Origin of the sequence: Bradyrhizobium sp. U87765 SZCCT0048, from assembly GCF_018131225.1 — a bacterium.
Classification (GTDB): domain Bacteria; phylum Pseudomonadota; class Alphaproteobacteria; order Rhizobiales; family Xanthobacteraceae; genus Bradyrhizobium_A.
This window is the reverse complement of the sequence record NZ_JAFCMM010000005.1, coordinates 320,571-342,870: the sequence shown is the minus strand read 5'-3', so window position 1 is coordinate 342,870 and position 22,300 is coordinate 320,571. Positions and strand designations below refer to the sequence as shown.

At 67.5% G+C, this 22,300-nt stretch carries 23 protein-coding genes; 12 read left to right on the top strand and 11 right to left on the bottom strand.

The window, feature by feature from the left end; genetic code table 11:
- Positions 1–103: 103 nt before the first annotated feature.
- Positions 104–2,008 (bottom strand): molecular chaperone HtpG, encoded by a 1,905-nt coding sequence (htpG, locus tag JQ639_RS28295; protein WP_211962677.1) that lies wholly within the window; start codon positions 2,006–2,008, stop codon positions 104–106.
- A gap of 184 nt (positions 2,009–2,192) precedes the next feature.
- Between htpG and JQ639_RS28290 the strand changes: the two genes are divergently transcribed.
- The gene (locus tag JQ639_RS28290) at positions 2,193–2,825 is read left to right on the top strand and encodes an HAD family hydrolase (protein WP_249122828.1); all 633 of its coding nucleotides are present in this window, start codon (positions 2,193–2,195) and stop codon (positions 2,823–2,825) included.
- Positions 2,826–3,008: 183 nt separating this feature from the next.
- Here the strand turns inward: JQ639_RS28290 and JQ639_RS28285 are convergent, their stop codons facing one another.
- The 7 genes from JQ639_RS28285 to JQ639_RS28255 form a co-directional block, all read right to left on the bottom strand.
- Positions 3,009–3,860: a phosphodiesterase gene (locus JQ639_RS28285; RefSeq protein ID WP_211962676.1), complete on the bottom strand. Its 852-nt coding sequence runs from the start codon at positions 3,858–3,860 to the stop codon at positions 3,009–3,011.
- A 303-nt stretch (positions 3,861–4,163) separates the two neighbouring features.
- Positions 4,164–5,237, bottom strand: coding sequence for an ABC transporter ATP-binding protein (locus JQ639_RS28280; protein WP_249122827.1), 1,074 nt, complete (start codon positions 5,235–5,237; stop codon positions 4,164–4,166).
- Positions 5,234–6,019, bottom strand: a complete 786-nt coding sequence (locus tag JQ639_RS28275; RefSeq protein ID WP_211962674.1) for an ABC transporter permease — start codon at positions 6,017–6,019, stop codon at positions 5,234–5,236. The genes JQ639_RS28280 and JQ639_RS28275 overlap by 4 nt, the downstream gene beginning before the upstream one ends.
- 50 nt (positions 6,020–6,069) lie before the next feature.
- Positions 6,070–6,885, bottom strand: coding sequence for an ABC transporter permease (locus tag JQ639_RS28270; protein ID WP_211962673.1), 816 nt, complete (start codon positions 6,883–6,885; stop codon positions 6,070–6,072).
- 282 nt (positions 6,886–7,167) lie between these two features.
- Complete coding sequence (locus JQ639_RS28265) at positions 7,168–7,569, bottom strand: GIY-YIG nuclease family protein (RefSeq protein ID WP_349644649.1); 402 nt, start codon at positions 7,567–7,569, stop codon at positions 7,168–7,170.
- A gap of 48 nt (positions 7,570–7,617) precedes the next feature.
- Positions 7,618–8,586 (bottom strand): ABC transporter substrate-binding protein, encoded by a 969-nt coding sequence (locus tag JQ639_RS28260; RefSeq protein WP_211964895.1) that lies wholly within the window; start codon positions 8,584–8,586, stop codon positions 7,618–7,620.
- Between the two features lie 227 nt (positions 8,587–8,813).
- Entirely contained in the window at positions 8,814–9,212 is a 399-nt protein-coding gene (locus tag JQ639_RS28255) for a hypothetical protein (RefSeq protein ID WP_211962672.1), read from the bottom strand.
- Positions 9,213–9,435: 223 nt separating this feature from the next.
- Here JQ639_RS28255 and JQ639_RS28250 point away from each other — a divergent pair, with 223 nt between their 5' ends.
- Positions 9,436–10,191, top strand: a complete 756-nt coding sequence (locus JQ639_RS28250) for an alpha/beta fold hydrolase (RefSeq protein WP_211962670.1) — start codon at positions 9,436–9,438, stop codon at positions 10,189–10,191.
- A gap of 64 nt (positions 10,192–10,255) precedes the next feature.
- Positions 10,256–11,185 carry a helix-turn-helix transcriptional regulator gene (locus JQ639_RS28245; RefSeq protein WP_211962668.1) on the top strand — a complete coding sequence of 310 codons (930 nt, stop codon included), beginning with the start codon at positions 10,256–10,258 and terminating at the stop codon, positions 11,183–11,185.
- Between the two features lie 21 nt (positions 11,186–11,206).
- Here the strand turns inward: JQ639_RS28245 and JQ639_RS28240 are convergent, their stop codons facing one another.
- On the bottom strand, positions 11,207–11,689 hold the full coding sequence (locus JQ639_RS28240; protein WP_249122826.1) for a hypothetical protein: 483 nt from the start codon (positions 11,687–11,689) through the stop codon (positions 11,207–11,209).
- A gap of 515 nt (positions 11,690–12,204) precedes the next feature.
- Here JQ639_RS28240 and JQ639_RS28235 point away from each other — a divergent pair.
- From JQ639_RS28235 to JQ639_RS28205, 7 genes are all read left to right on the top strand, one after another.
- Positions 12,205–13,029 (top strand): alpha/beta fold hydrolase, encoded by an 825-nt coding sequence (locus tag JQ639_RS28235; protein WP_211962664.1) that lies wholly within the window; start codon positions 12,205–12,207, stop codon positions 13,027–13,029.
- Between the two features lie 204 nt (positions 13,030–13,233).
- Positions 13,234–13,884, top strand: a complete 651-nt coding sequence (locus tag JQ639_RS28230; RefSeq protein ID WP_371745020.1) for a hydrolase — start codon at positions 13,234–13,236, stop codon at positions 13,882–13,884.
- Between the two features lie 378 nt (positions 13,885–14,262).
- Positions 14,263–14,550 (top strand): XapX domain-containing protein, encoded by a 288-nt coding sequence (locus JQ639_RS28225; RefSeq protein WP_211962661.1) that lies wholly within the window; start codon positions 14,263–14,265, stop codon positions 14,548–14,550.
- Complete coding sequence (locus tag JQ639_RS28220; RefSeq protein ID WP_249122825.1) at positions 14,547–16,427, top strand: amidohydrolase; 1,881 nt, start codon at positions 14,547–14,549, stop codon at positions 16,425–16,427. The genes JQ639_RS28225 and JQ639_RS28220 overlap by 4 nt, the downstream gene beginning before the upstream one ends.
- A 1-nt stretch (position 16,428) precedes the next feature.
- A complete protein-coding gene (locus JQ639_RS28215) occupies positions 16,429–16,869 on the top strand; it encodes a DoxX family protein (protein WP_211962659.1) in 441 nt (146 codons plus the stop codon).
- A 27-nt stretch (positions 16,870–16,896) separates the two neighbouring features.
- Positions 16,897–17,784 carry a VOC family protein gene (locus tag JQ639_RS28210; RefSeq protein WP_211962658.1) on the top strand — a complete coding sequence of 296 codons (888 nt, stop codon included), beginning with the start codon at positions 16,897–16,899 and terminating at the stop codon, positions 17,782–17,784.
- Positions 17,785–18,013: 229 nt separating this feature from the next.
- Positions 18,014–19,477, top strand: coding sequence for an alginate export family protein (locus JQ639_RS28205; protein WP_211962657.1), 1,464 nt, complete (start codon positions 18,014–18,016; stop codon positions 19,475–19,477).
- Between the two features lie 238 nt (positions 19,478–19,715).
- On the opposite strand, the gene JQ639_RS28200 is transcribed toward JQ639_RS28205, so the two are convergent.
- A complete protein-coding gene (locus JQ639_RS28200; RefSeq protein ID WP_211962656.1) occupies positions 19,716–19,958 on the bottom strand; it encodes a hypothetical protein in 243 nt (80 codons plus the stop codon).
- A 184-nt stretch (positions 19,959–20,142) separates the two neighbouring features.
- Here JQ639_RS28200 and JQ639_RS28195 point away from each other — a divergent pair, with 184 nt between their 5' ends.
- A complete protein-coding gene (locus tag JQ639_RS28195; protein WP_211962654.1) occupies positions 20,143–20,427 on the top strand; it encodes a hypothetical protein in 285 nt (94 codons plus the stop codon).
- 114 nt (positions 20,428–20,541) lie between these two features.
- Here JQ639_RS28195 and JQ639_RS28190 read toward each other — a convergent pair whose 3' ends face one another.
- Complete coding sequence (locus tag JQ639_RS28190) at positions 20,542–21,486, bottom strand: hypothetical protein (protein ID WP_211962652.1); 945 nt, start codon at positions 21,484–21,486, stop codon at positions 20,542–20,544.
- A 291-nt stretch (positions 21,487–21,777) separates the two neighbouring features.
- Between JQ639_RS28190 and JQ639_RS28185 the strand changes: the two genes are divergently transcribed.
- Positions 21,778–21,957, top strand: a complete 180-nt coding sequence (locus JQ639_RS28185) for a hypothetical protein (RefSeq protein WP_211962650.1) — start codon at positions 21,778–21,780, stop codon at positions 21,955–21,957.
- Positions 21,958–22,300: the final 343 nt, after the last annotated feature.

Here is a 22,300-nt window from a genome sequence, read left to right as displayed (position 1 = left end):
TGATCAGGAAGGGTCCGCCACACGGAGCCGCTGCGCCCCGGCCTCATGGTTCGAGACGCGCGGCGTCGCCGCGCTCCTCACCACGAGGAGCGGGAAACGCCCCTCACGCCTTCCCGAGGCCGCGCAGCACGAAGCGGTTGACGCGGCTGGCGAAGGCGGCGGGGTCGTCGGGCAGTTCGCCGTCGAGGATCTGTGCCTGCTCGAACAGCAGCAGCGACAGCTCGGCACTGTCCCGGTCGGAGCCCGGCAGACCGCTAAGCGTGCCGACCAGCGCATGGCGCAGGTTGACCTCGAGCACCGGCTTGAAGCCGGCGCCGCGGTTCTGCTTCGCCAGCAGGCGCTCCAGTTCGCGGTCCGGCCCCTGGCCGGCAGCGACGAGACAGGAGGCGCTGGTGGTGAGGCGCTGCGACGCCCGCACGTCGGCGACGCGCTCGCCCAGCGCCTGCTTGATCGCGGCGATGATGGTGGCCTCGGCAGCGCTGTCCGGCGCCGGCTGCTCCTTGTCGGCATCGTCCGTGAGCGGGATCTGGCCGAAATCGACGTCGCCCTGGCTCAGCGAGCGCAGCGGCTTGCCGCCGAACTCCAGCGGCGCCGACGTCCACAGCGCGTCGACCGGATCGGACAGCAACAGCACCTCGATGCCGCGCGCGGCGGCGGCCTCCAACTTGGGATTGGCCTTGAGACGCTCGACGCTCTCGCCGACGAGATAATAGATCTCGGTCTGGTTCGGCTTGAGATCGTCGACATACTGCTTGAGCGAGCGCTTCTCTCCCGTGGTCGAGGTGAAGCGCGTCAGGCCCAGCAGCTTCTCGCGGCGCTCGCCGTCCTCCCAGATGCCTTCTTTCAGCACCGGGCCGAACGCGTCCCAGATCTTGATGTAGGCGTCCGCGTCCTTCTCCGCGGTCGTCTCCAGCTCACCGACGACGCGGCTGGTGATGGCCTTGCGGATCTGCGCGAGCTGCGGATTGTTCTGCAGCATCTCGCGCGACAGGTTGAGCGGCAGGTCCTCGCTGTCGACGACGCCGCGAATGAAGCGCAGATAGGTCGGCAGCAGCTCCGCCTCGTCGGTGATGAAGACGCGGCGCACGTAAAGCTTGACGCGCCCCTTGCGCTCGCCCTCGAACATGTCGAACGGCCGCATCGACGGCGCGAACAGCAGCACGGCGTAGGAATAGCGGCCCTCGGCGCGGTAGTGCAGCGTCATCGCCGGCTCGTCGAAGCCGCCGCTGATGGTGCGGTACGCTTCGGTGTAGTCTTCGGCCTTGAGTTCGGACCTGGAACGCTGCCACAGCGCGCTCGCCGAATTGATCTGGCGGATTTCGCCCTCTTCCGGCTTCAGCTCGATCGGGAACTGGATGTTGTCGGAATAGGCACGCACGATGCGCTCGATGGTGTGCGGCTCGAGATAGTTTTTGGCATCATCCTTCAGATGCAGCACGATCTCGGTGCCGCGCGAGACGCGGGCGGCGGCCTCGGCGTCTGCCGGCGTGACCTGGAAGCCGGCGCCGCCGGTCGACGTCCACACCCACGCCTCGGTCTCGCCGGCGCGGCGGCTGGTCACGACGATGCGGTCCGCCACCATGAACGCGGCATAGAAGCCGACGCCGAACTGGCCGATCAGGCCGGTCCCCTTCGCGCCGTCCTTGCCGTCCTTCGCCGCCTCCTGGCTGGCGTGCAGACGGGCTATGAACGCCTTGGTGCCGGAGCGCGCGATGGTGCCGAGGTTGTCGATCAGTTCCTGGCGCTCCATGCCGATGCCGTTGTCGACGATCGACAGCGTGCCGGCGGTCTTGTCGGGCATGATGCTGATCTTGGGCGCGACGCCGTCGGCCATCAGCTCCGGCCGGGCGATCGCCTCATAGCGCAGCTTGTCGCAGGCGTCGGAGGCGTTGGAGATCAACTCGCGCAGGAAGATGTCGGTTTCCGAATAGACCGAGTGCACCATCAGGTGCAGCAGCTCGGCCACCTCCGCCTGGAAGGGTTGTGTCTCGGCCGCAGTCGTCGTCATGGCGTGGCAAATCCCTGGGTTGGCAATGATGATGGAGGCCGCGGTGAAGCGCGGCTTGCCTTTGTTTAGGAACGGGAATTCCGTTGCGCAAGCCCCCGTCACGGCCGCGTCACCGCGCCGACTTGATCCGGCCCCGGCTTTTCTCTTTAAATGGCCGTTGCGATCCCCGCCCCTGGAGCCTTCGTTGAACGCCCCCGCCACCCCGCGCAGGACCACCGTCGTGTTCGATCTCGGCGGCGTGCTGATCGACTGGAATCCGCGCCATCTCTACCGCAAGCTGTTCGCCGGCGACGATGCCGCAATGGAACGGTTCCTGACCACCGTCTGCACCATGGACTGGGTGCTGCAGCAGGATGCCGGGCGCCCGTGGGCCGAGGGCGCGGCGGCGCTCAAGGCCGTTCATCCGGCCGACGCCGCCATGATCGACGCCTTCCATGCGCGCTGGCCGGAAACGATCGCCGGGCCGATCACCGGGACGGTCACCATCCTGCGCGAACTCGAAGACGCTGGCACGCCGCTCTATGCACTCACCAACTGGTCGCACGAAACGTTCGAGCATGCCTGGCAGTTCGACTTCATGCAGGCGTTCAAGGGCATCGTCGTGTCCGGCCACGAGAAGCTGGTCAAACCGGACCCGGCGATCTACCGCCTGCTGATGGACCGCTACGGCCTTGTCGCGCCCGACCTCGTCTATATCGACGACAACCAGCGTAACGCTGAGGCCGCCACCGCTCTCGGCATGCACGGCATCCATTTCACCAGCCCCGACGCGCTGCGGCGGGAGTTGGTGACGCTGGGGTTGCTGCGGGGCCACTAGCGCCGTCCGCGGTGCGTCCGGAAAGGTTACCCTTCTCTCGCTCACACCCCGCGATGACGGGGGCGCACCTTGATAACGCGGCGACGCCTGGGGCTGATGACACCCCAAGGCGATGAGCACAATGGTGACGGCAGCAAGGGCGCGAGGACACTCCGACCGCAGCGGCGCCGGTCGATCAGCCGCCTACAGCAGCTTGCCGTCTGCCCCGAAGAACGGATGCGGGCCGTCGAAATCGCCGATCGGCACCCAATGCGTCACGACATGGCCGAACGGATCGTCGAGCGCATTTACCGGCGGAAACCAGGCGTGGAGATGAAACGCCGGCGGCTCGATGCGGAACGAGGGCGGGCGCAGCTCGCCGAGGTCGAGGTCGACGGCATGGTTTGGCGCCGGACAGATGGTCGCCGGGCGGCCGGCGAACAGCGTCAGCGTTGCGCGATGGACATGGCCGGCGGCGACGAGACGGATGCGCGGATGGCGCGCGACGACCGCAGCCAGCGCATCGGCATTGAAGAGGTTCTGGCGATCCATGTGCCAGATGCCGGCGACGAACGGCGGATGATGCAGAAAGACGATCGCCGGCCGCTGCGGCGCCGCGGCGAGCTGCGCCTCCAGCCACTGCAGCGTCTGCGGCTCGAGCACACCATGCGGCTGCCCGGGCACGCTGGAATCGAGCAGCAGCAGGTCGAGCACGCCGAGCGAAGCCGCCTGGTCCAGCGGGCCTTCGACATGGGCATAGGCCGCCTGCGGAAACGCGGCGCGCATCAGCGCACGGCCGTCATGGTTGCCGGGCACGCCGACGACCGGAATCCTGAGCGGTGCCAGCAGTTCCGCGAGGAGCTCATACTCCTCGCTCAGCGGCGTATCGACGAGGTCACCGGAGATGACGACGATGTCGGGCCGCGGCAGCAGCGCGTTCAGCGCGTCAACACAGCGCGCCAGCGCCGCGGCCGTATCGACCTTGCCATAGGCCCGCGTGCCGCGCGGCTTGATGTGCAGGTCAGAGATCTGGGCGATGAGGACGGGCTTGGGCATGGACGGGCCTTTTGGCTTGCACGGGCCTTGGGATTGATCAGTTCAGCTGTATCACGAACCGGCAAGGGCTGGCGGATCGCCACACTCCGGCATTTCTCCTCATCCTGAGGAGCCCGCGCAGCGGGCGTCTCGAAGGATGAGGCTCCCACCAGCCAGAAGCTGCGCCTCGGCCTCATGGTTCGAGACGCGCGGCGATGCCGCGCTCCTCACCATGAGGGAGAAGGCGCGGAGCGCACAGGCTGCACCGGCGCACATGCTGATGCCTGGTGTTCGCTATCGCGGGCCTCTTCCGTCAAGTTTACCTCACCCCTCCGGCAGCAGCCGCACGGCTTCCGGCGCCACCGCAAGCCCGACGCGGTCGCCAGGCCTGGCGGCGATGGTGTTGGGCGCGTCCACCGTCAGCGGCATCGGCGCTGCACCCGTGACGACGATGCGCTGGCGGTCGCCGATGAAGGCGACGCTGTCGACCGTGCCGGCGAGCGCGGCGTCCGCGGCACCGACGATGCGGATGGTCTCGGGGCGGATCATCGCCACCTTGGCGCCGGCGGCGGGCGCGCCGGCGACCGCGAGACGGCCGCCGGGCAGACGCAGATGCACGCCCTCCAGCGGCGCCTCGACGATGTTGGCGGCGCCGACGAACTCGGCGACGAAGCGGCTCTGCGGCGTGAAATAGATGTCACGCGGCGTCCCGATCTGCGCGATGGCCCCCTTGCGCATCACCACGATGCGGTCGCCGAGCTCCATCGCCTCGGCCTGATCGTGGGTGACATAGATCGCGGTGATGCCGAGCGCTCGCAACAGACGATTGAGCTCGCTGCGCAGGCGGTCGCGCAGCGCGGCGTCGAGCGCGGTCAACGGCTCGTCGAGCAAGAGGATGCCGGGCCGGATCGCGACCGCGCGCGCCAGCGCGACACGCTGGCGCTGGCCGCCGGACAGCTGGTCGATGCGGCGGCCTTCGAGCCCGCCGATGTTGGTCAGCGCCACCAGTTCGGCAACGCGCGCGTCGCGCTCGGCCCGGCCGATACCGCGCAGCTTGAGGCCGTAGGCGATGTTGTCGGCAACGCTCATGTTGGGAAACAGCGCGTAGGACTGGAACACCATGCCGACATTGCGCTTCTCGATCGGCATCGCGGTGACGTCGCGGCCGTCGAACAGCACGCGGCCGCCGGCGTCCGGCGCCTCGAGCCCGGCGATGATGCGCAGCATGGTGGTCTTGCCGCAGCCCGACGGCCCCAGCAGCACCAGCGTCTCGCCGCGGGCGATGTCGAGGGTTGCCGGCTCCAGCGCCCGCGTGCCGTCGGCGAAGGTCTTGCCGCAGGCCTCGACGCGCACCGCCGCGCCGTGCCCCGTGACAGGGTGCGCCATGATATCGGTCATGATTTCTGTCCCCTGTCGGCCAGCATCTGCATCGCCACCAGCAGCGGCACGATCATGATGAAGAAGATCAGCGTGTAGGCGGACGCCACCTCGAGCCGCATCGAGGCGTAGCTGTCGGCGAGGCCGACCGGCAGTGTCTTGGTCAGCGGCGTGTGCAGCATCCACGTCAGATTGAACTCGCCGAGCGACAGCGTCACCACCATCAGCGCGCCGGCGAGGATGCCGGGCATGGCGTTGGGCACGATGACGTCGCGGAAGCGCCGCCATGGCGAGGCGCCGAGCGAAGCGGCGCCTTCGTCGAGCGTCCTGATATCGATGGTGGCGAATACCGCCATCACCGAGCGCACCATGAACGGCAGCGTGAACACGACATGGCCGGCGAGGATGAACAGCCACGAGCGACGAAAGCCCGAGAAGCCGCCATAGGTCAGCAGCAGCGCCAGCGCGATCGCAAGCCCGGGGATCGCCAGCGGCAGCGTGATCACCTCCTCGATGACACGCGACAGCCGCCCGCCACGGACATGCAGCGCATAGGCCGCGGGCACGCCGACGACCAGCGTGGCCAGCAGCGTCGCGAACGCGATCAGGAACGACAGGAAGATGGTGCCGGCATAGAGCTCCCACACCTGCTGGACCCATTGCAGGGTGACGCCGGACTGCAGGCCGCGGAAGTAATTGACGGTGACGCCGGCGGAGATCGACAGCACCGCCGGCACCACCAGGAAGGCGGCGACGAGCAGCGTGAACAGCAGCTGGCCGGCGAAGATCAGGCGGTCGCGCATCACCCCTCCCGTGCTCCCATCGCCGTGCAGCGTGTGTGAGCCATGACGCGTTACCCCGCCGCCGCGACGGTGCCGCCGCTGGCCGTGCGCGCCACCGCGAGGATCGCCCAGGCGATGACGCCGAGGCCGATCGACAGCGCCGCCGATGTCGCGAAATTCGCCGCCAGGGTGAACTCGGTGTAGATCAGCATCGGCAGCACGTCGATGTTGGTGGCGAGCGTGAACGCGGTGCCGAACGCGCCCATGGCGGTGGCGAAGGCGATGGCCCCGGAGGCGACGAACGCCGGCGTCAGCGCCGGCAGCACGACATCGCGCTGCACCGCCCATGGGCTGGCGCCGAGCGAGCGCGCGGCTTCCTCGAGGCCGCGGTCGAGCTTCTGGATCGCCGCCATGATGGTGAGGATGACACGCGGGATCGAGAAGTAGAGATAGCCGGCGAACAGGCCCCAGATCGAATAGGCGAACACGATCCTGTCGCCGAGCACGCGGTTCGACAGGTCGCCGATCAGGCCCTGGCGGCCGGCCAGCAGGATGATCATGAAGCCGACGACGACGCCGGGAAATGCCAGCGGAAACGTCAGCATCGCGATCAGTACCGCGCGGCCGGGGAAGCGATGGCGCTGCAGGAACATGCCGGCGATGGTGGCGACCGCGAGCGTCACGGCCGTGGTCGCGGCCGACAGCACCACCGTGTTGATCAGCGTCGCGCGATAGCGCGGCTCGGTGAGGATCGCGAGATACCCCATCAGCCCCCGCGGCCCCTCCGCCCCCATCACCATCAGCCGCGCCATCGGCATCACGAAGAACGCCGCCGTGACGACGACGAGCGGAACGAGGCAGAGGCGGAGGAAGGTGCGGTGGGACATGGGGTCAGCCCGGGGACGCTGAAATAGCAGGAGGCCTATATAGCAGCACGCATTCACTTGCGAGTGACATCATCGAACGAGCGTCACGGGCATCGGCCTCTATCCTTCGAGACGGCGCTTCGCGCCTCCTCAGGATGAGGAATGGAGGCTTCGGCACGGACATCGACACGAGCCACGGACAACACGACGGACATCCGCTGGGCATTGGCAAACCAGGAACCACTCGCGAGACTCCGACGATCGATAACAGCCCCCTGCCCTGCTTCCAACGCACGCGCCACGTTACTCCTCATCCTGAGGAGCGGCCGCTTGGACGCGTCTCGAAGGATGAGGCCCGCGCCGCCGCGACAGTTCCTGCAATCGCTCCAGCTTCCCTTCCGCGAGAGCCTCCTTCTTGGCACGGGACCAGCCCTTGAGACGCCGCTCGCCAGCGATGGCGTCCGTGATGTGATCGAACCATTGTGCGTAGATCAGAGTGACCGGCCGCCGGACGGCGGTGTAGCCGCCGTCGAAATAGCCATCGTTGTGCTGCGCAATCCATACGTCGAGCGCGGCACGCGTGGTGCCCGTGTAGAGGCTGCCGTTGGCGTACGATGCAGAGATAGGCTCCCTCGGATGCCATCGGGCCTCATCCTTCGAGACGCGGCCAACAGGCCGTTCCTCAGGATGAGGAGCAGGGGTCACCAAGTCAACAATAGCCGAGCGGCAACGTCTTCATCGTTCCGCCTCCCCTCACCGCACCTCGGCGAGATACCGCTCCACGAAGCCCTTCTGGGCGCTTTCCATCTGGCCCCAGTCGACGGTCTTGGCGCGGGCGTAGTCGGTGTCGGGCAGGAACTTGCTCTTCACGGCCGCCGGCAGGTCGATGGCGCGGGCCGGGCGCAGATACGCGTTGGTCCAGATCGCCTGGCCCTTGTCGGACAGCAGATAGTCGATGACCTTCTTCGCCTTGTCCTTGTCGGGCGCGTTCTTCACGAGGCCGACGACATAGGGAAACACCACCGAGCCCTCGCAGGGAATGACGAACTCGAAGTTGCCCTTCTCGGAATACTTGGCGCGGTAGGCGTTGAAGTCGTAGTCGAACAGGATCGGCATCTCGCCGGAGACGACGCGGGCGTACGACGTCTGCTTGGGCACGATCGGCTGGTTCTGAGCCAGCGCCTTGAAGAAATCGATCGCCGGCGAGAAATCGCTGGCCGAGCCGCCAAGCGCGAGATTGACCGCGACCGCGCCGACATAGCCGACCGCAGCAGACGACGGATCGAGATAGCCGACCATGCCCTTGTAGTCGGGCTTGAGCAGGTCCTTCCAGCACGCCGGCACCGGCTTGCCGCCGAGCGCGTCCTTGTTGACGAACAGGCCGAGCGTGCCGGAGTGGATCGTGGTCCAGTATCCGTCGGGATCCTTGAGACCGGCGGCGACCTCGTCCCAGTGCGCGGGCTTGTAGGGCTCCAGCGCGTCCTGCGATTTCGCCTTCATGCCGAAGGTGACGCCGAAATAGCCGATATCGCCGACAGGGTTCGCCTTCTCGGCGATGATCTGCGCCAGCGCCTGGCCGGAGTTCTTGTTGTCGTGCGGGATGTCGTAGCCGAGATCGGCCTTGATCGCCTTGAGCATCGAGGCCCAGTCGGCCCACTCGGGCGGGCAATTGTAGCAGATGACGTCGGCGGCGTTCGCCGGCTGCGGCGCCAGCGCCGACATCACCGAGAATGTCAGCGCGACGCACGCGGCGTACAGAATCGTTTTCAGGTTGGTCATCGCAACATCCGCCTTGCCAGAGTCGTTGAGGTCGACCGGCCCCCGCCGGCGCTCGGGACCGTCAACTATAGGCGGCGGGTGACACATTTGCGACAGGGACACATGCGGACACGGCACGGCCGCGACACTGCAACGTCCGCGCGCATCGCAGCGCGCGTCTCGCGCAGCGCTCAGATCGGCTCCAGCGCATCGGCGGCGCACCAGTGTTCCGCAGTGACACGTGTGCGATCGCCGACCTTGCCCTGCTCAATCGACACCAGCAGACGCACCTCCAGCGGCGCGCCACCGGCGCCGGGCACCAGGGCGGTGACGCAGGCCTGCCAGTGCATGCCCTCGCGATGGGGCGGCCCGACGCGCACGTTGGTCGGATGGGCGGCGAACACCAGCTGGAGATTGTCGGCAACCAGCTTCTTCACATCGGGCTCGGGATCGAGGCTCGCCGTGGGCGAGGGCTGGCGGAAGCGCTCGGGAACGAACGTGACGCCGGGATCGACATAGCCGCAGCCGGCCAGCGTCGCGGCAAGGCACGCGCCGGTGATTGCTGCACGGGCTTTCCCAGCCAGGCTCATTCCCCTCCCCTCATGCCTCGTCGGCAAACCTAGGGCCGCCGAAAACGTTGCGGCAACTTAAATTTCCGACAGGACCGGGCGCAGGCGCGCCGCATCGCACGCGGTGACGTTGCATATAGGGAGCATTGCGCGCCCTTCAAATCCGTTCATGATGGCCGCGCCGGACAACGCTCCGGGTGGGGACATCCTGCAACAGCGACAACAACGACCGGGGGGATTGGACATGATCGGACACACGGTTTTCGGTCGCGGCGCGAGCAAGGCGATCGTGCTGCACGGCTGGTTCGGCGATTCCAGCGTCTTCGATCCGATGCTGCCGGCGCTCGATCCGGAGGCGCTGACGCTGGCGTTCATGGACTACCGCGGCTACGGCCGGTCGCGCCACATCGGCGGCGAGTACACGCTTGCCGAAATTGCGCACGACGCGGTCGCGCTGGCGGACGCGCTCGGCTGGCAGCGCTTCGGCCTGCTCGGCCACTCGATGGGCGGCGCCGCGGCGCTGCGCACCACGCTCGCCGCGCGCGAGCGCGTCACGCGGGTGCTGGCGGCGACGCCGGTGCCGGCCGCCGGCGTGCCGTTCGACGACGCCGGACGGCAGTTGTTCGAGAGCGCGGCGGACAACTTCGCCGCCCGCCAGGGCATCATCGATTTCTCCACCGGCAATCGCCTGTCGCCGGCCTGGACGCGCCACATCGCCGAGCAGTCGCAGGCACGGTCCGACAAGACCGCTTTCGCCGCCTACTTCCAGGCGTGGCGTGCCGGCGGCTTTGCCGACGCCGCGCGCGGTCTGTCACAACCCATGCTGGTGATGGTCGGCGCCCACGATGCCGCGCTGACCAGGGAGGCGATGGCCGCGACCTATCTCGCCGACTATCCCAACGCCACGCTCAAGGTCATCGACAATTGCGGCCACTATCCGATGCAGGAAGTTCCGGTGATGTTCGCGACCGAGGTGCAGGCATTCTTCACCGCCGCCTGAACGGTGGCGCATTTCGGCCATCGCGCTTATATCTGCTCTGCCGAGGAACAACGGATGGGGCGCGATGACTGAACGACGTTTCTTTGGCGATGCGGTGGCGCGCAGCCTGGGGTTGCAGGACGCGCCGTCGCTGACCGCCCGGGCGCTGCGCAAGTCGGCCATCGCCGCGACGCGCATCTCCTGCGGCGAGCGCCAGCTCGGCATGACGCCGCAGATCCCGCCGGAAGACACCTTCATCGTCGCGCTCTACCTGACACGCCTGCCCTACCACGAGTTGTGGAGCGGCGGCCGGCCGCTGTTCATGCAGGGCTACGCGGCCAATGCGATGCGCATCGTCAACCTCGCCGGCGAATTTTCGGCGCGCATCACCCATCCGCACGAATCGATGAACTTCCATATCCCGCGCAGCGCGCTCGACGCCTTCACCGCCGACGCCGGCATGCGGCGGATCGGCAACCTCGCCTGCACGCCCGGCATCGTCGATCCCGTGCTGGCCCATCTTGCCGCAGCGCTGCGGCCGGCGTTCGAGCGCCCGCACGAGGCCAATGCGCTGTTCGTCGACCATGTCACGCTGGCGATCTGCGCCTACCTCGCCGGCAAGTATGGCGACGCGCCGGCCGCGCGCACGGAGACAAAGGGCGGCTTGAGCGCCGCGCAGTTGCGCCGGGCCGAGGAACTGCTCGCCGATAACTGCAGCGGCGACCTGCTGCTCGCCGACGTCGCCCGCGAATGCGGCCTGTCGCGGCAGTACTTCACCAAGGCGTTCAAGACGACGACCGGCGTCACGCCGCACCGCTGGCTGCAGCGCTACCGGATCGAGAGCGCGAAAGCGCTGCTGCGCGACACCAAGCTGCCGCTGGTCGACATCGCGATCCGCTGTGGCTTCGCCGACCAGAGCCATTTCACCCGCGTGTTCAGCGCCCATGCCGGGGCGAGCCCGGCCGCGTGGCGGCGCGTGCAAGACGATGCCGCCGTGGGACGCCGGCTGGCCTGAAGCCGCTTCGATCGCCGCGGTTCAGCCAGCGGACTGCAGCGCCGGCGCACCGTTGAACGCGCGCACCGCGCGCCAGCCCAGCACGACGAAGATCGCCAGCACCACGACCTGCGCCACCGCGAACGGCGGCTCGGACTGGGTGGGCGCCAGCGCGTTCAGCGCCGGGATTTTCTGGAACGACTGCGCCACGGCGACGAACACGTTGAGATAGAGCGCCGCGATGGCGGTGATCACATAGACCCGCCGCCAGATGCCGGCGAGATGGAAGACGTAAAGGCCGGCCAACGCCAGCGCCAGCAGCACCAGCGACAGCACGCCGACCGCGCGCGGCGGATCGAAACCGAACGGCGGCAGCGGAAAGCCGGTCACACTGGTCAGCACCGTGGTGGCGAGGAAGACCGCAGTCCAGCTGCTGCGCAGCCGCCCCTGCAGAAGATCGAACAGCACCACGAGACCCGTCAGGATCCCGATCAGGCTCAAGGCCACATGAAGCTGGAGAAGCATGGTCATTACCCCCGAAGTATGGTCGTCGTCCGCAAATCCCGACACAGGTCCCGGACCAGTGGCGCGCAGCCGCCCGGCGCTGCGCGTCCGAGCCTAGCAGTTCCCCCGCGCGCACGGCTTGAACAAATGACACGCGATCGCCACCCGTCATCGGTCATGCTAGCGCATTCCCGGCCGCCGAACATTGGCCCCGTGGACCCATTCGCTGGCTCCCCAGCGCCAGTCCGGTGGCACTTCGCCGCCATTGTCTGGTCGCCCGGCGCAGTCTACCTTTTCCTCAACACGCCCATCGCAGGCGACAAAACGACAAAAGAGGACACGGCGGAAGCTTGCCGCGCTGCAACGCAGGATCTGCGCCGCCAGGTCAGTGGCGCTGACCATCAGCCCGCCCGCACCGCGGCGCGTCAAAAGTAAAAATCGGTTGTCTTTTGTTCAAGAAGCGGTCGCGTCGGCCACTTATGGTGACGCCCGCGAGGGATTCCGCCCAACGGTGGGCGGTTTCGGGAGAGTGTGACATGTCCAGCATCAAGACCAAAGACGGCGTCGAAATCTTCTACAAGGATTGGGGCGCTGGACAGCCGATTGTGTTCAGCCATGGCTGGCCGCTGTCGTCGGACGACTGGGACGCCCAGATGATGTTCTTCCTCGGCAAGGGTTTTCGCGTCATCGCCCATGACCGCCGCGGCCATGGGCGCTCGAGCCAGGTCGCCGACGGCCACGACATGGACCACTACGCCGACGATCTCGCGGCGCTGACCGCGCATCTCGACCTCAAGAACGCCGTGCATGTCGGCCATTCCACCGGCGGCGGCGAGGTCGTGCACTACATTGCCCGCCACGGCGAAAGCCGCGTCGCCAAGGCCGCGATCATCGCCGCCGTGCCGCCGCTGATGGTCAAGACCGAAGCCAATCCGGGCGGCCTGCCGAAAGAGGTGTTCGACGGCCTGCAGGCGCAGGTCGCCACCAACCGCAGCCAGTTCTATTACGACCTGCCGGCAGGGCCGTTCTACGGCTTCAACCGGCCCGGCGCCAAGAAGTCCGAGGCGATCGTCTGGAACTGGTGGCGCCAGGGCATGATGGGCGGCGCCAAGGCGCACTATGACGGCATCGTCGCGTTCTCGCAGACCGACTTCACCGAGGACCTGAAGAAGATCAACGTGCCGGTGCTGGTGATGCATGGCGACGACGACCAGATCGTGCCCTATGCCGACTCCGGACCGCTGTCCGCCAAGCTGCTGAAGAACGGCACGCTGAAGACCTACAAGGGCTTCCCGCACGGCATGCCGACGACAGAGCACGAGACCATCAACGCCGACCTTCTCGCCTTCATCAAGGGCTGAGCCTCCGCCGCACGATCGCCCGCCGCCTGGTCCCGGGCCGGCGGGCGAGACGGCTTCAGGCGGAGCTCCGCCCTGATTGTCGTCAATTTGTAGACAGTGATGCCATAAATAGCTCAATTGTCTTCAAATAAGCTATCTGGGATATCTCACCTACCGACGCACCGACACGACGTCGCCATCACCAAGAGGACCAAGACCATGCCGATCACCGCCACCGCGACCCCCGGCTCCAAGCTGATTTCGCCGACCGACCACGCCCTGATCCTCATCGACTTCCAGTCGCAGATGTCGTTCGCCACCAAGTCGATCGACGCGGTCGCGCTGCGCAACAACGCCGCGCTGATCTCGCGCGCCGCCGCCGGCTTCAAGGTGCCGACCATTCTCACCACCGTCGCGGAGAAAAGCTTCTCCGGCCCGATGTTCAGCGAGATCACCGACGCGTTTCCGGGCCAGAAGCTGCTCGACCGCACCTCGATGAACACCTGGGAAGACGAGGCCGTGATCAAGGAGGTCAACCGCATCGGCAAGACCCGCCTCGTCTTCGCCGGCCTGTGGACCTCGGTGTGCATCGTCGGCCCGACGCTGTCGGCGCTCGACCAGGGTTTTGAGGTCTACGCCATCACCGACGCCTGCGGCGACGTCTCGGATGAGGCCCACGAGCGCGCGGTAGAGCGCATGGTGCAGGCCGGCGTGCGGCCGATGACCTCGCTGCAATATCTGCTCGAGCTGCAGCGCGACTGGGCCCGCACCGGCACCTACGACATGACCACCGGCATCGCCCGGCAGTACGGCGGCGCCTACGGCCTCGGCATCACCTACGCCAAGTCGATGTTCGGCGCGTCGGAAGGGCACTGAGCGCCTGCGCTCCCGAGACGTCTCTCTCCTCATCCTGAGGAGCCCGCATCGTGGGCGTCTCGAAGGATGAGGCCGGGACGCCTCGGGCCTCATGGTTCGAGACGCGGCCTTGCGGCCGCTCCTCACCATGAGGGTTGATGCAGCACAGTGCCGCTTGCACCGAGCGGTCAGTGCACCGCTACACGTGAAGCCTCACGGCCGTGCTCGTCACACGCACCGCCCCTCCCCTCATCCTGAGGAGCCCGCATCGCGGGCGTCTCGAAGGATGAGGCCGGGGCGCCCACGCCTCATGGTTCGAGACGCGGCCTTGCGGCCGCTCCTCACCATGAGGGTGGTATACACGCCGCAAACACCACGCCGCAGCGGAGGTCCCCCCCGATGAAACCCTACCTGCTCTCGCTCGGCGCCGGCCTCCTGGTCGGCGTCATCTACAGCCTCATCAATGTGCGTTCGCCGGCGCCGCCGCTGATCGCGCTTGTCGGCCTCGCCGGCATCCTGATCGGCGAACAGGTCATCCCCGTCGCCAAGCAGATGATCGGCGGCGAGGCGCTCGCCGCGGCCTGGCAGCAGGCCAAATGCTCGAGCCACCTGTTCGGACACCTGCCCGGACGCCACACCGACACCACCACCGCTTCGTCCACCCGTTCCGCGGAGACCCGCTCATGACCACCCGCGCGCCCGACCTCATCCTGCACCGTGGCCTGTTCACCACCCTCGACCGCAGCAACCCGACCGCCAGCGCGGTCGCCATCACCGATGGTGTGTTCACAGCGGTCGGCACCGACCACGAGATCATGCCGACAGCCGGTCCGCAGACCAAAATCATCGACCTCCATGGCAAGCGCGTGCTGCCGGGACTGATCGACAATCACCTGCACATCATCCGCGGGGGTCTCAACTTCAACATGGAGCTGCGCTGGGACGGCGTGCGCTCGCTCGCCGACGCCATGAACATGCTCAAGCGGCAGGTGGCGATCACGCCGCCGCCGCAGTGGGTGCGCGTCGTCGGCGGCTTCACCGAGCATCAGTTTGCCGAGAAGCGCCTGCCGACCATCGACGAACTCAATGCGGTGGCGCCGGACACGCCGGTGTTCCTGCTGCATCTCTATGACCGCGCCATCCTCAACGGCGCGGCGCTGCGCGCGGTGGGTTACACCAAGGACACGCCGGAGCCTCCTGGCGGCGAGATCACCCGCGATGCCAACGGCAACCCGACGGGTCTTTTGCTCGCCAAACCCAACGCCAACATTCTCTATGCGACGCTGGCCAAGGGCCCGAAGCTGCCGTTCGACTATCAGGTGAATTCGACGCGGCACTTCATGCGCGAGCTCAACCGCCTCGGCGTCACCGGCGCGATCGACGCCGGTGGCGGCTACCAGAACTATCCCGACGACTATGCGGTGATCCAGAAGCTGTCCGACGAAGGACAGCTCACCATCCGCCTTGCCTACAATCTCTTTACCCAGAAGCCCAAGGGCGAGAAGGAGGACTTCCTGAACTGGGCGAAGACCTCGACATACAAGCAGGGTACCGACTACTTCCGCCACAACGGCGCCGGCGAAATGCTGGTGTTCTCCGCCGCCGACTTCGAGGATTTCCGCGTCGCCCGTCCCGACATGCCGCCGGAGATGGAGGGCGAGCTCGAGGATGTCGTGCGCGTGCTGGTGCAGAACCGCTGGCCGTGGCGGATGCACGCCACCTATGACGAGACCATCTCGCGGGCACTCGACGTGTTCGAGAAGGTCAACCAGGACACCCCGCTCGAAGGCCTCAACTGGTTCTTCGACCATGCCGAGACCATCTCGGACCAGTCGATCGACCGCATCGCCGCGCTCGGCGGCGGCATCGCCGTGCAGCACCGCATGGCCTATCAGGGCGAGTACTTCGTCGAGCGCTACGGCTTTGGCGCTGCGGAAGCGACGCCGCCGGTGAAGAAGATCCTCGACAAGGGCGTCAAGACCTCCGCCGGCACCGACGCCACCCGTGTCGCGTCCTACAATCCGTGGGTGGCGCTGGCGTGGCTGGTCACCGGCAAGACCGTCGGCGGCCTGCGCATCACGCCGCAGCACAACTGCCTCGACCGCGAGACCGCGCTGCGGATGTGGACGGAGAACGTCACCTGGTTCTCCAATGAAGAAGGCAAGAAGGGCCGCATCCAGGTCGGCCAGTTCGCCGACCTCATCGTGCCCGACCGCGACTACTTCGCGTGTGCGGAAGCCGAGATCGCCGACATCGCCGCGGATCTCACCGTGGTCGGCGGCCGCATCGTCTATGGCGCGGGCACGTTCAGCAAGCTCGACGACAATCCGGTGCCGCCGGCGATGCCGGACTGGTCGCCGGTGCGCACCTTCGGCGGCTATGGCGCCTGGGGCGAGCGGCAGCAGGGCAACACCCTGCAGATGAAGGCGGCACAGATGTGCGGCTGCGCCAATTCCTGCAACGTGCACGGCCACGCCCACGCCACCGCGTGGTCGAGCAAGCTGCCGGTCGCCGATCTCAAGTCGTTCTGGGGCGCGCTCGGCTGCGCCTGCTGGGCGGTGTGAGATGCCGCAGGCCTCCGACATGACCCCGCGGTTCGTCGATGCGATCCTGCGCTGGCGCGGCACGCCGGTGGTGGCGCGTGTCGCGCTGGCCTCGGCGTACCTGATCGGCGGCATCACCAAGCTCGCGGACTTCTCGGCCGCGGTGGCTGAGCAGGAACACTTCGGCCTCACCCCGGGCTGGTTGTGGGCCTCGCTCGCCATCGCGGTCGAGCTTGTTGGCTCGGTGCTCGTGATCTCCGGCCGCCTGGTGTGGCTCGGCGCCGGCGGGCTCGGCGTCCTGACCGCCGTCGCGATGCTCACCGCCAACCGCTTCTGGGCGCTGGAGGGGGCAGCACGTTTCGCCGCCTTCAACGCCTTCTTCGAACATCTCGGCCTGATCGGCGGCTTCGTCCTCGTGGCGGTGCTGGCCTGCCGGACCGCTTCCCCCTCCCGTTCATCCTGACCATTCCCCACCCGGAGCGTTTGCATCATGCGTCTGATTCCCGTCCTCGCCGCCGCCCTCGTCGCCGGCAGCCTCACCGCCGCGCAGGCCCGCCCGGCCGCGGCGCCGTCCCTTGCCGTCGCGCCGCAATACGGCACCACCCATGTCTATGTCGCCCCAAGCGACCTCGACCGTTTTGTCGCGAGCTTCCTCGCCACCTTCGGCGGCCAGAGCACCAAGCAGGTCGTCGCCACGGTGACGCCGACACCGAGCAGCACGACGTCGCAGCTGCTGCAGACGCCGGTCGGCACCGTGTCGCTGTTCGGCTTCAAGACGCCGATCCCCACCCCGTTCGGCGCTGAGCGCAACGGCTACCTCGTCAGCGACATCGACGCCGCCGTGAAATCGGCGCGCGCCGCCGGCGCCGACGTCATCGTCGAGACCTTCCCCGATCCGATCGGCCGCGACGTCGTGGTGCAGTGGCCGGGCGGGGTCAACATGCAGTTGTACTGGCACACCACCAAGCCGGACTACGCCGCGTTTCAGACCGTGCCGGAGAACCGCATCTACGTCTCGCGCGAGCGCGCCGATGCCTTCGTGCGCAGCTTCCAGCGCTTCGCCCACGCCAAGGTGGTGTCCGACGATGCCCGCGCGCCGGGCGCCGAGATCGGCCGTCCCAAGGACACCTATCGCCGCATCCGCCTTGAAGCGGCGTTCGGCAAGTTCACGGTGCTCTCAACCGACGGCCACCTGCCCTACCCCTACGGCCGCGAGATGACCGGCTATGAGGTCACCAACCTCGCCGAGACGCTCGACAAGGCCAGGGCCGCCGGCGTCACCGTGCTGGTCGAACCGTACACCGCCGACCACCGCCAGGCCGCCGTGGTGCAGTTTCCCGGCGGCTACGTCGCCGAGATCCACGCGGCGGTGAAGTAGCCGCATCGTGAACGACAAGGATGGGCCCGCCGCAGCCCGTCCTTCTCCTCATGGTGAGGAGCGCAGCACCGCTGCGCGTCTCGAACCATGAGGCCCCGGCGCCGCGGCGATCCGCGATGCCGGGGCCTCATCCTTCGAGACGGCGCGATGCGCCTCCTCAGGATGAAGAGGATCGATCGTGGCGCGGCAGACACAGCGGCACGGTCAGCCCTGTAGTAGAACGATCACGATGGGCAGCGGGGCAAACAGACAACAATCGCGTCACACGCCGCGGCGATCATCCGCCACGCGGCTCGCCATCGCCAGCCTTGCCGCGGGCGTGCTCTGCGCGCTCGCGCCGCATCACGCCCGCGCCGATGACGCGGCTGCGAAGACGCCGCAGCGGCCCGCGATCCAGAGCAACCGCTGGGAGGAGGACTGGTCGGTGCTCGCCGATCCCTCGCTCCGCACCCAGCCGTTCGACGGCCTCAAATACATCCCGCTGATCCCCGGCGATCCGCACAGCTACGTGTCGTTCGGCATGAACCTGCGCGAGCGCTTCGAGACGCTCAACGCCGCGAACTTCGGCACGAAGGCCACGGCGCCCGACAGCTACCTGCTGCAGCGCCTGCAGTTCCATGCCGACATCCATCTCAACGAGAACTGGCAGATCTTCACCCAGATCGAGGACGCCCGCGCGTTCGGCAAGAATGTCATCACGCCGGTCGACCAGAATCCGCTCGACCTGCGCCTCGCCTTCGTCGCCTACACCCAGACCTTCGGCGACGGCACCTTCAAGGCGCGCGTCGGCCGCCAGGACTTCGCCTTCGACCTGCAGCGGTTCGTGTCGTCGCGCGACGGTCCCAACGTGCGCCAGTCGTTCGACGCGGTGTGGGCCGACTGGGAGAGCGGGCCATGGCGCGTGCTCGGTTTCGTCAGCCGTCCGGTGCAGTACAACAACGGCGCGCCGTTCGACGACGTCTCCAACGACCACTTCCGCTTCTCGACCTTCCGCGTCGAGCGCCACGTGCTCGGCAACAACGAGCTGTCGGCCTACTACGCGCTCTACCAGCGCGACAATGTCAGCTATCTCGATGCGCGCGGCGACGAGCGCCGCCATGCCTTCGACATCCGCTTTGCCGGCAAGCACGACGGCCTCGACTGGGACATCGAGGCGATGGGCCAGACCGGCGAGGTCGGCGCCAGCAACATCCGCGCCTGGGGCCTCGGCGCACGCACCGGCTACACTTTCAGCGGTCTGGGCTGGACGCCGCGCATCGGCCTGCAGGCCGACGCCGCCTCCGGCGACGGCCATCCCGGCGACGGCAAGCTCGGCACCTTCAATCCGCTGTTCCCCAACGGCTACTACTTCACCCTCGCCGGCTTCACCGGCTACGCCAACCTCATCCATCTCAAGCCGTCGCTGACCATCAAGCCGGTCGAACGCCTGACGCTGACGGGCGCGGTGGGCCTGCAGTGGCGCCAGACCACCGCGGATGCGGTCTATGTGCAGCCCAACATCGCGATCGCCGGGACGGCCGGGCGCGGCAGCCCGTGGTCGGGCTTCTATACCCAACTGCGGGCCGACTACGCCTTCAATGCCAATCTCACCGGCGCGGTCGAGTTCGTCGACTTTCGCATCGGTGACACCCTGCGCCAGGCCGGCGCCCACGACAGCGACTATCTCGGCATCGAGCTGAAATACGGCTGGTAGGCTGCGACGGATCCGTCACCCCGCGTACGGCAATCCGGCCTTGCCGCGTTGCGTGCGCGACAGGAGCAGATCGGGGACGCCTGGGTTGCAAGGCGCGGACCTCGAAGGGCGACGGCCAAGGCTCGGGAGGAACCGACCGTTCATCCCCCGAGGCTTGCGGAGCTGTCATCAGGCCGCACGTCGTGCGGACCCGTTGGCTCGCACCTGAGGACGACGGACAAGCGACATTCATTTCGCACTAGCCTTCCTCGTCCCGCCGCGGCGGCCAGTCGTGGGGTGGAGTGACGACCTGGGGCTGGCGGACGCGGGCGCGTGTGCCGCTCAGCCAGGCCTCGTTCTCCGACAGCGCCTTGTAGGCGAGCGCCAGCTGGCGGTATTCGTTGCGCTCGGGGCCGACCGGCCGCGCCCGCGCGCGGCGCGCGGCATCAACCGCCTTCAGGCGCAGCGCCACCGCAGTATCGAAAGGTATTGGCTCGGTCATTCGCCGTTCAGGCCCGAGTCCGGCCTCCCCGTTCAGCTTCACAGGATAGGTGCGGTCGCACGGCCATTTCGTCAACATGCCGGCGGTGCCTTCGCACCGCATGTCCTGGAACTCGCGGCCCCTGCCCTGGCCGGCGGATAAAGCCGGCTATACTCCCGCGCGATTCGGACCTTCGAGATCCCCCATGGACGAAACGCTGATCGCCGCCTGCCAGATGTTCCTTGTTCCGACGACGCTGCTGTTCGGCGCGCTCGGCGTCGCCACCAACCGTGGCCTCAAGCTGCTCATCTGCCTGCTCGGCGTCGCCACCTCGGGCCTGTGGATCTATCGCATCTGGTTCTGGGGCACCCTGACGGTCATGGACCGCCGTGTCGCGCTGGGACTGTCCGGGCTCTACGCGCTCGCCTGGATCTTCACCCTGCTGGTGCAGGTGAAGAACACCGTCGCCCCCGGTTACGACCGCCGGTAGAGCGTTTTCGAGCGAAGTGGCCCCCCGGTTCGCGTGAAGAAAACGCGTCAAAGCAAAAAGCTGGAGCGCGTTTACGATTCCATCAAAGCACACGCGCCCTGCTCCGCAGGTGCGTCAGCGGCCGACGAGCAGCGGCTTGCCGAACAGCGACGGGATCAGGTCATCGAGGAAGAACAGCATCTGCGCGCGGGCGCCGACGGTGCGGCCGGCTTGCGTGTTCATCGGGATGACGGCCTCGACCGCCGCCTGCCAGGTGACCGCCACATAGGAAACGCCGGGATTGACCGTGGCCGCGGTCTTCTGTCCGCGCGGACTGTCGAATGCAAACTCCACCAGCGGCACCCATTGATTGAGCGGCTCCTCCTTCGGAGGTCCGCCGGTGAAACGGCTGGTCAGGTAGAGCGTGCTGAACTCCACGGCAAAGCCCCAGCGCAGGACGTCGACGTTGCCGACGATGGTCCGCCCCAACATGCCGGTGGCCGGATCGAGGCCAAGCGCCGGCGAGGTCCGGGACAGCGGATGCTCGAGCACGACACCGCCGGCGATTCCGAACGGCCGCAACCAGCCGAGCTGGTCGGGCAGGTCGCCAAAGCCCTTGCCGAAAAAAAGGCCGGGCTTGAGGGTGTCGCTCGCGCCGGCTCCGATCCCGAGCGCGCCGGACCGCCCGATCCCCCAGCCGAGCGAGGCCGAGATCAGCATTTCGTGGGGATCGCTGCGGAACACCTCGCTCTTGAGCGTGAGGCTCGTGGTGTCGAAACCGGAGCGGCGGGCGACGCTCCAGTTGCGGGCCGCCGCACCGCTGTCGACCGCGAAAGCGACCGTCGGGGTCAGCAGACGAACGAACGACCAGGCGATGCGGTTGTCCGTGACGTCGCCGCCCTCCCCCGGATGCCTGATGCTGGACGCCAGCGGCAGCACCGCCTCGTCGGCCACGGCCGGATCGTCGAAGGTCAGCGTGCCCGGAAAGAAGCGATTGCCCGCGATGCCATGGGCATGCGCCGACGCTGCGCCGGCGAGCCACGCGAGCGCAAACGGCAGGAGGCGTCGTGCAACGGTCATGCGGCCCTTCCGGCGCTCGTCATATAGGGTACCCCCCTATATTATCTCAGCCCAGCCGATGCAATCCGGCGCGCTGGAGATTCCCGCCGCCCCATGTCCGCGACCCGGCGCTGTCCGCGTCATTGCTCGTCCATTCTGATGCCAGGCCTGCCCGCCGAAGGTGCAACCGCTGCCGCTAATTTCTGCTGGCATGCCAGCACCGGCGCGCATTTGTGATGCAGGGGAGTCGCCAACCCTTCATTAAGCTCGTGCAACCATCCTTCCTGGGTGATTCGTTCACGGAGCACGCGCATGGAAGTCCAGCTGTCTCTCCCGACGTCCGCACCGGCGTTCATCGATCCCGGCCTTGTGCCCTCGATCAGCGACGATGAATGCATCACCTGCCTCGCGCAGGCGATCGCCGAACACGATGACGCAAGGCTTGCGGAAATCGCCTCGCTGATCGGACGCCTCGCCGTCGTCATCGAGTAGCAGCGCCGCGCGCGGGCGACGCCGCCGTTCGCCCGCGCCGCCAACGACAGACCACGCGCACGGACGCAGTCCGCGACGCCGTGCAGTCGTATGCGGTCGCACGTGAGGCCGCCGACGCCAGCAACATTACAATTTGATTAAATCGGCCGGCGCCACAATTCCCGCAGGTTTCGTTCAGAGACTGTTCAGCGGATCGCGCCTTGAATGAGCGCCGCTTCGACGATCACCGGCCTTGCTGCACCACGCCGCGGTTCGTCGGGTCATCGCCGCCCGGTGTCCCCGCGGCAGCGCGCGCGATGATCGCCTTCGGCAGGCCCGCGATGGCGGACCGCACCGCGGGCCG

Excerpts from the sequence above, each read along its gene's own strand:
- htpG (WP_211962677.1), bottom strand. The coding sequence starts at position 2,008 with ATGACGACGACTGCGGCCGAGACACAACCCTTCCAGGCGGAGGTGGCC.
- JQ639_RS28285 (WP_211962676.1), bottom strand. The coding sequence starts at position 3,860 with ATGCCCAAGCCCGTCCTCATCGCCCAGATCTCTGACCTGCACATCAAG.
- JQ639_RS28280 (WP_249122827.1), bottom strand. The coding sequence starts at position 5,237 with ATGACCGATATCATGGCGCACCCTGTCACGGGGCACGGCGCGGCGGTG.
- JQ639_RS28275 (WP_211962674.1), bottom strand. The coding sequence starts at position 6,019 with ATGCGCGACCGCCTGATCTTCGCCGGCCAGCTGCTGTTCACGCTGCTC.
- JQ639_RS28270 (WP_211962673.1), bottom strand. The coding sequence starts at position 6,885 with ATGTCCCACCGCACCTTCCTCCGCCTCTGCCTCGTTCCGCTCGTCGTC.
- JQ639_RS28260 (WP_211964895.1), bottom strand. The coding sequence starts at position 8,586 with ATGTCGGCGCTGGCGCCGCAGCCGGCGAACGCCGCCGACGTCATCTGC.
- JQ639_RS28255 (WP_211962672.1), bottom strand. The coding sequence starts at position 9,212 with ATGAGCCTGGCTGGGAAAGCCCGTGCAGCAATCACCGGCGCGTGCCTT.
- JQ639_RS28250 (WP_211962670.1), top strand. The coding sequence starts at position 9,436 with ATGATCGGACACACGGTTTTCGGTCGCGGCGCGAGCAAGGCGATCGTG.
- JQ639_RS28245 (WP_211962668.1), top strand. The coding sequence starts at position 10,256 with ATGACTGAACGACGTTTCTTTGGCGATGCGGTGGCGCGCAGCCTGGGG.
- JQ639_RS28240 (WP_249122826.1), bottom strand. The coding sequence starts at position 11,689 with ATGCTTCTCCAGCTTCATGTGGCCTTGAGCCTGATCGGGATCCTGACG.
- JQ639_RS28235 (WP_211962664.1), top strand. The coding sequence starts at position 12,205 with ATGTCCAGCATCAAGACCAAAGACGGCGTCGAAATCTTCTACAAGGAT.
- JQ639_RS28225 (WP_211962661.1), top strand. The coding sequence starts at position 14,263 with ATGAAACCCTACCTGCTCTCGCTCGGCGCCGGCCTCCTGGTCGGCGTC.
- JQ639_RS28220 (WP_249122825.1), top strand. The coding sequence starts at position 14,547 with ATGACCACCCGCGCGCCCGACCTCATCCTGCACCGTGGCCTGTTCACC.
- JQ639_RS28215 (WP_211962659.1), top strand. The coding sequence starts at position 16,429 with ATGCCGCAGGCCTCCGACATGACCCCGCGGTTCGTCGATGCGATCCTG.
- JQ639_RS28210 (WP_211962658.1), top strand. The coding sequence starts at position 16,897 with ATGCGTCTGATTCCCGTCCTCGCCGCCGCCCTCGTCGCCGGCAGCCTC.
- JQ639_RS28205 (WP_211962657.1), top strand. The coding sequence starts at position 18,014 with ATGGGCAGCGGGGCAAACAGACAACAATCGCGTCACACGCCGCGGCGA.
- JQ639_RS28200 (WP_211962656.1), bottom strand. The coding sequence starts at position 19,958 with ATGACCGAGCCAATACCTTTCGATACTGCGGTGGCGCTGCGCCTGAAG.
- JQ639_RS28195 (WP_211962654.1), top strand. The coding sequence starts at position 20,143 with ATGGACGAAACGCTGATCGCCGCCTGCCAGATGTTCCTTGTTCCGACG.
- JQ639_RS28190 (WP_211962652.1), bottom strand. The coding sequence starts at position 21,486 with ATGACCGTTGCACGACGCCTCCTGCCGTTTGCGCTCGCGTGGCTCGCC.
- JQ639_RS28185 (WP_211962650.1), top strand. The coding sequence starts at position 21,778 with ATGGAAGTCCAGCTGTCTCTCCCGACGTCCGCACCGGCGTTCATCGAT.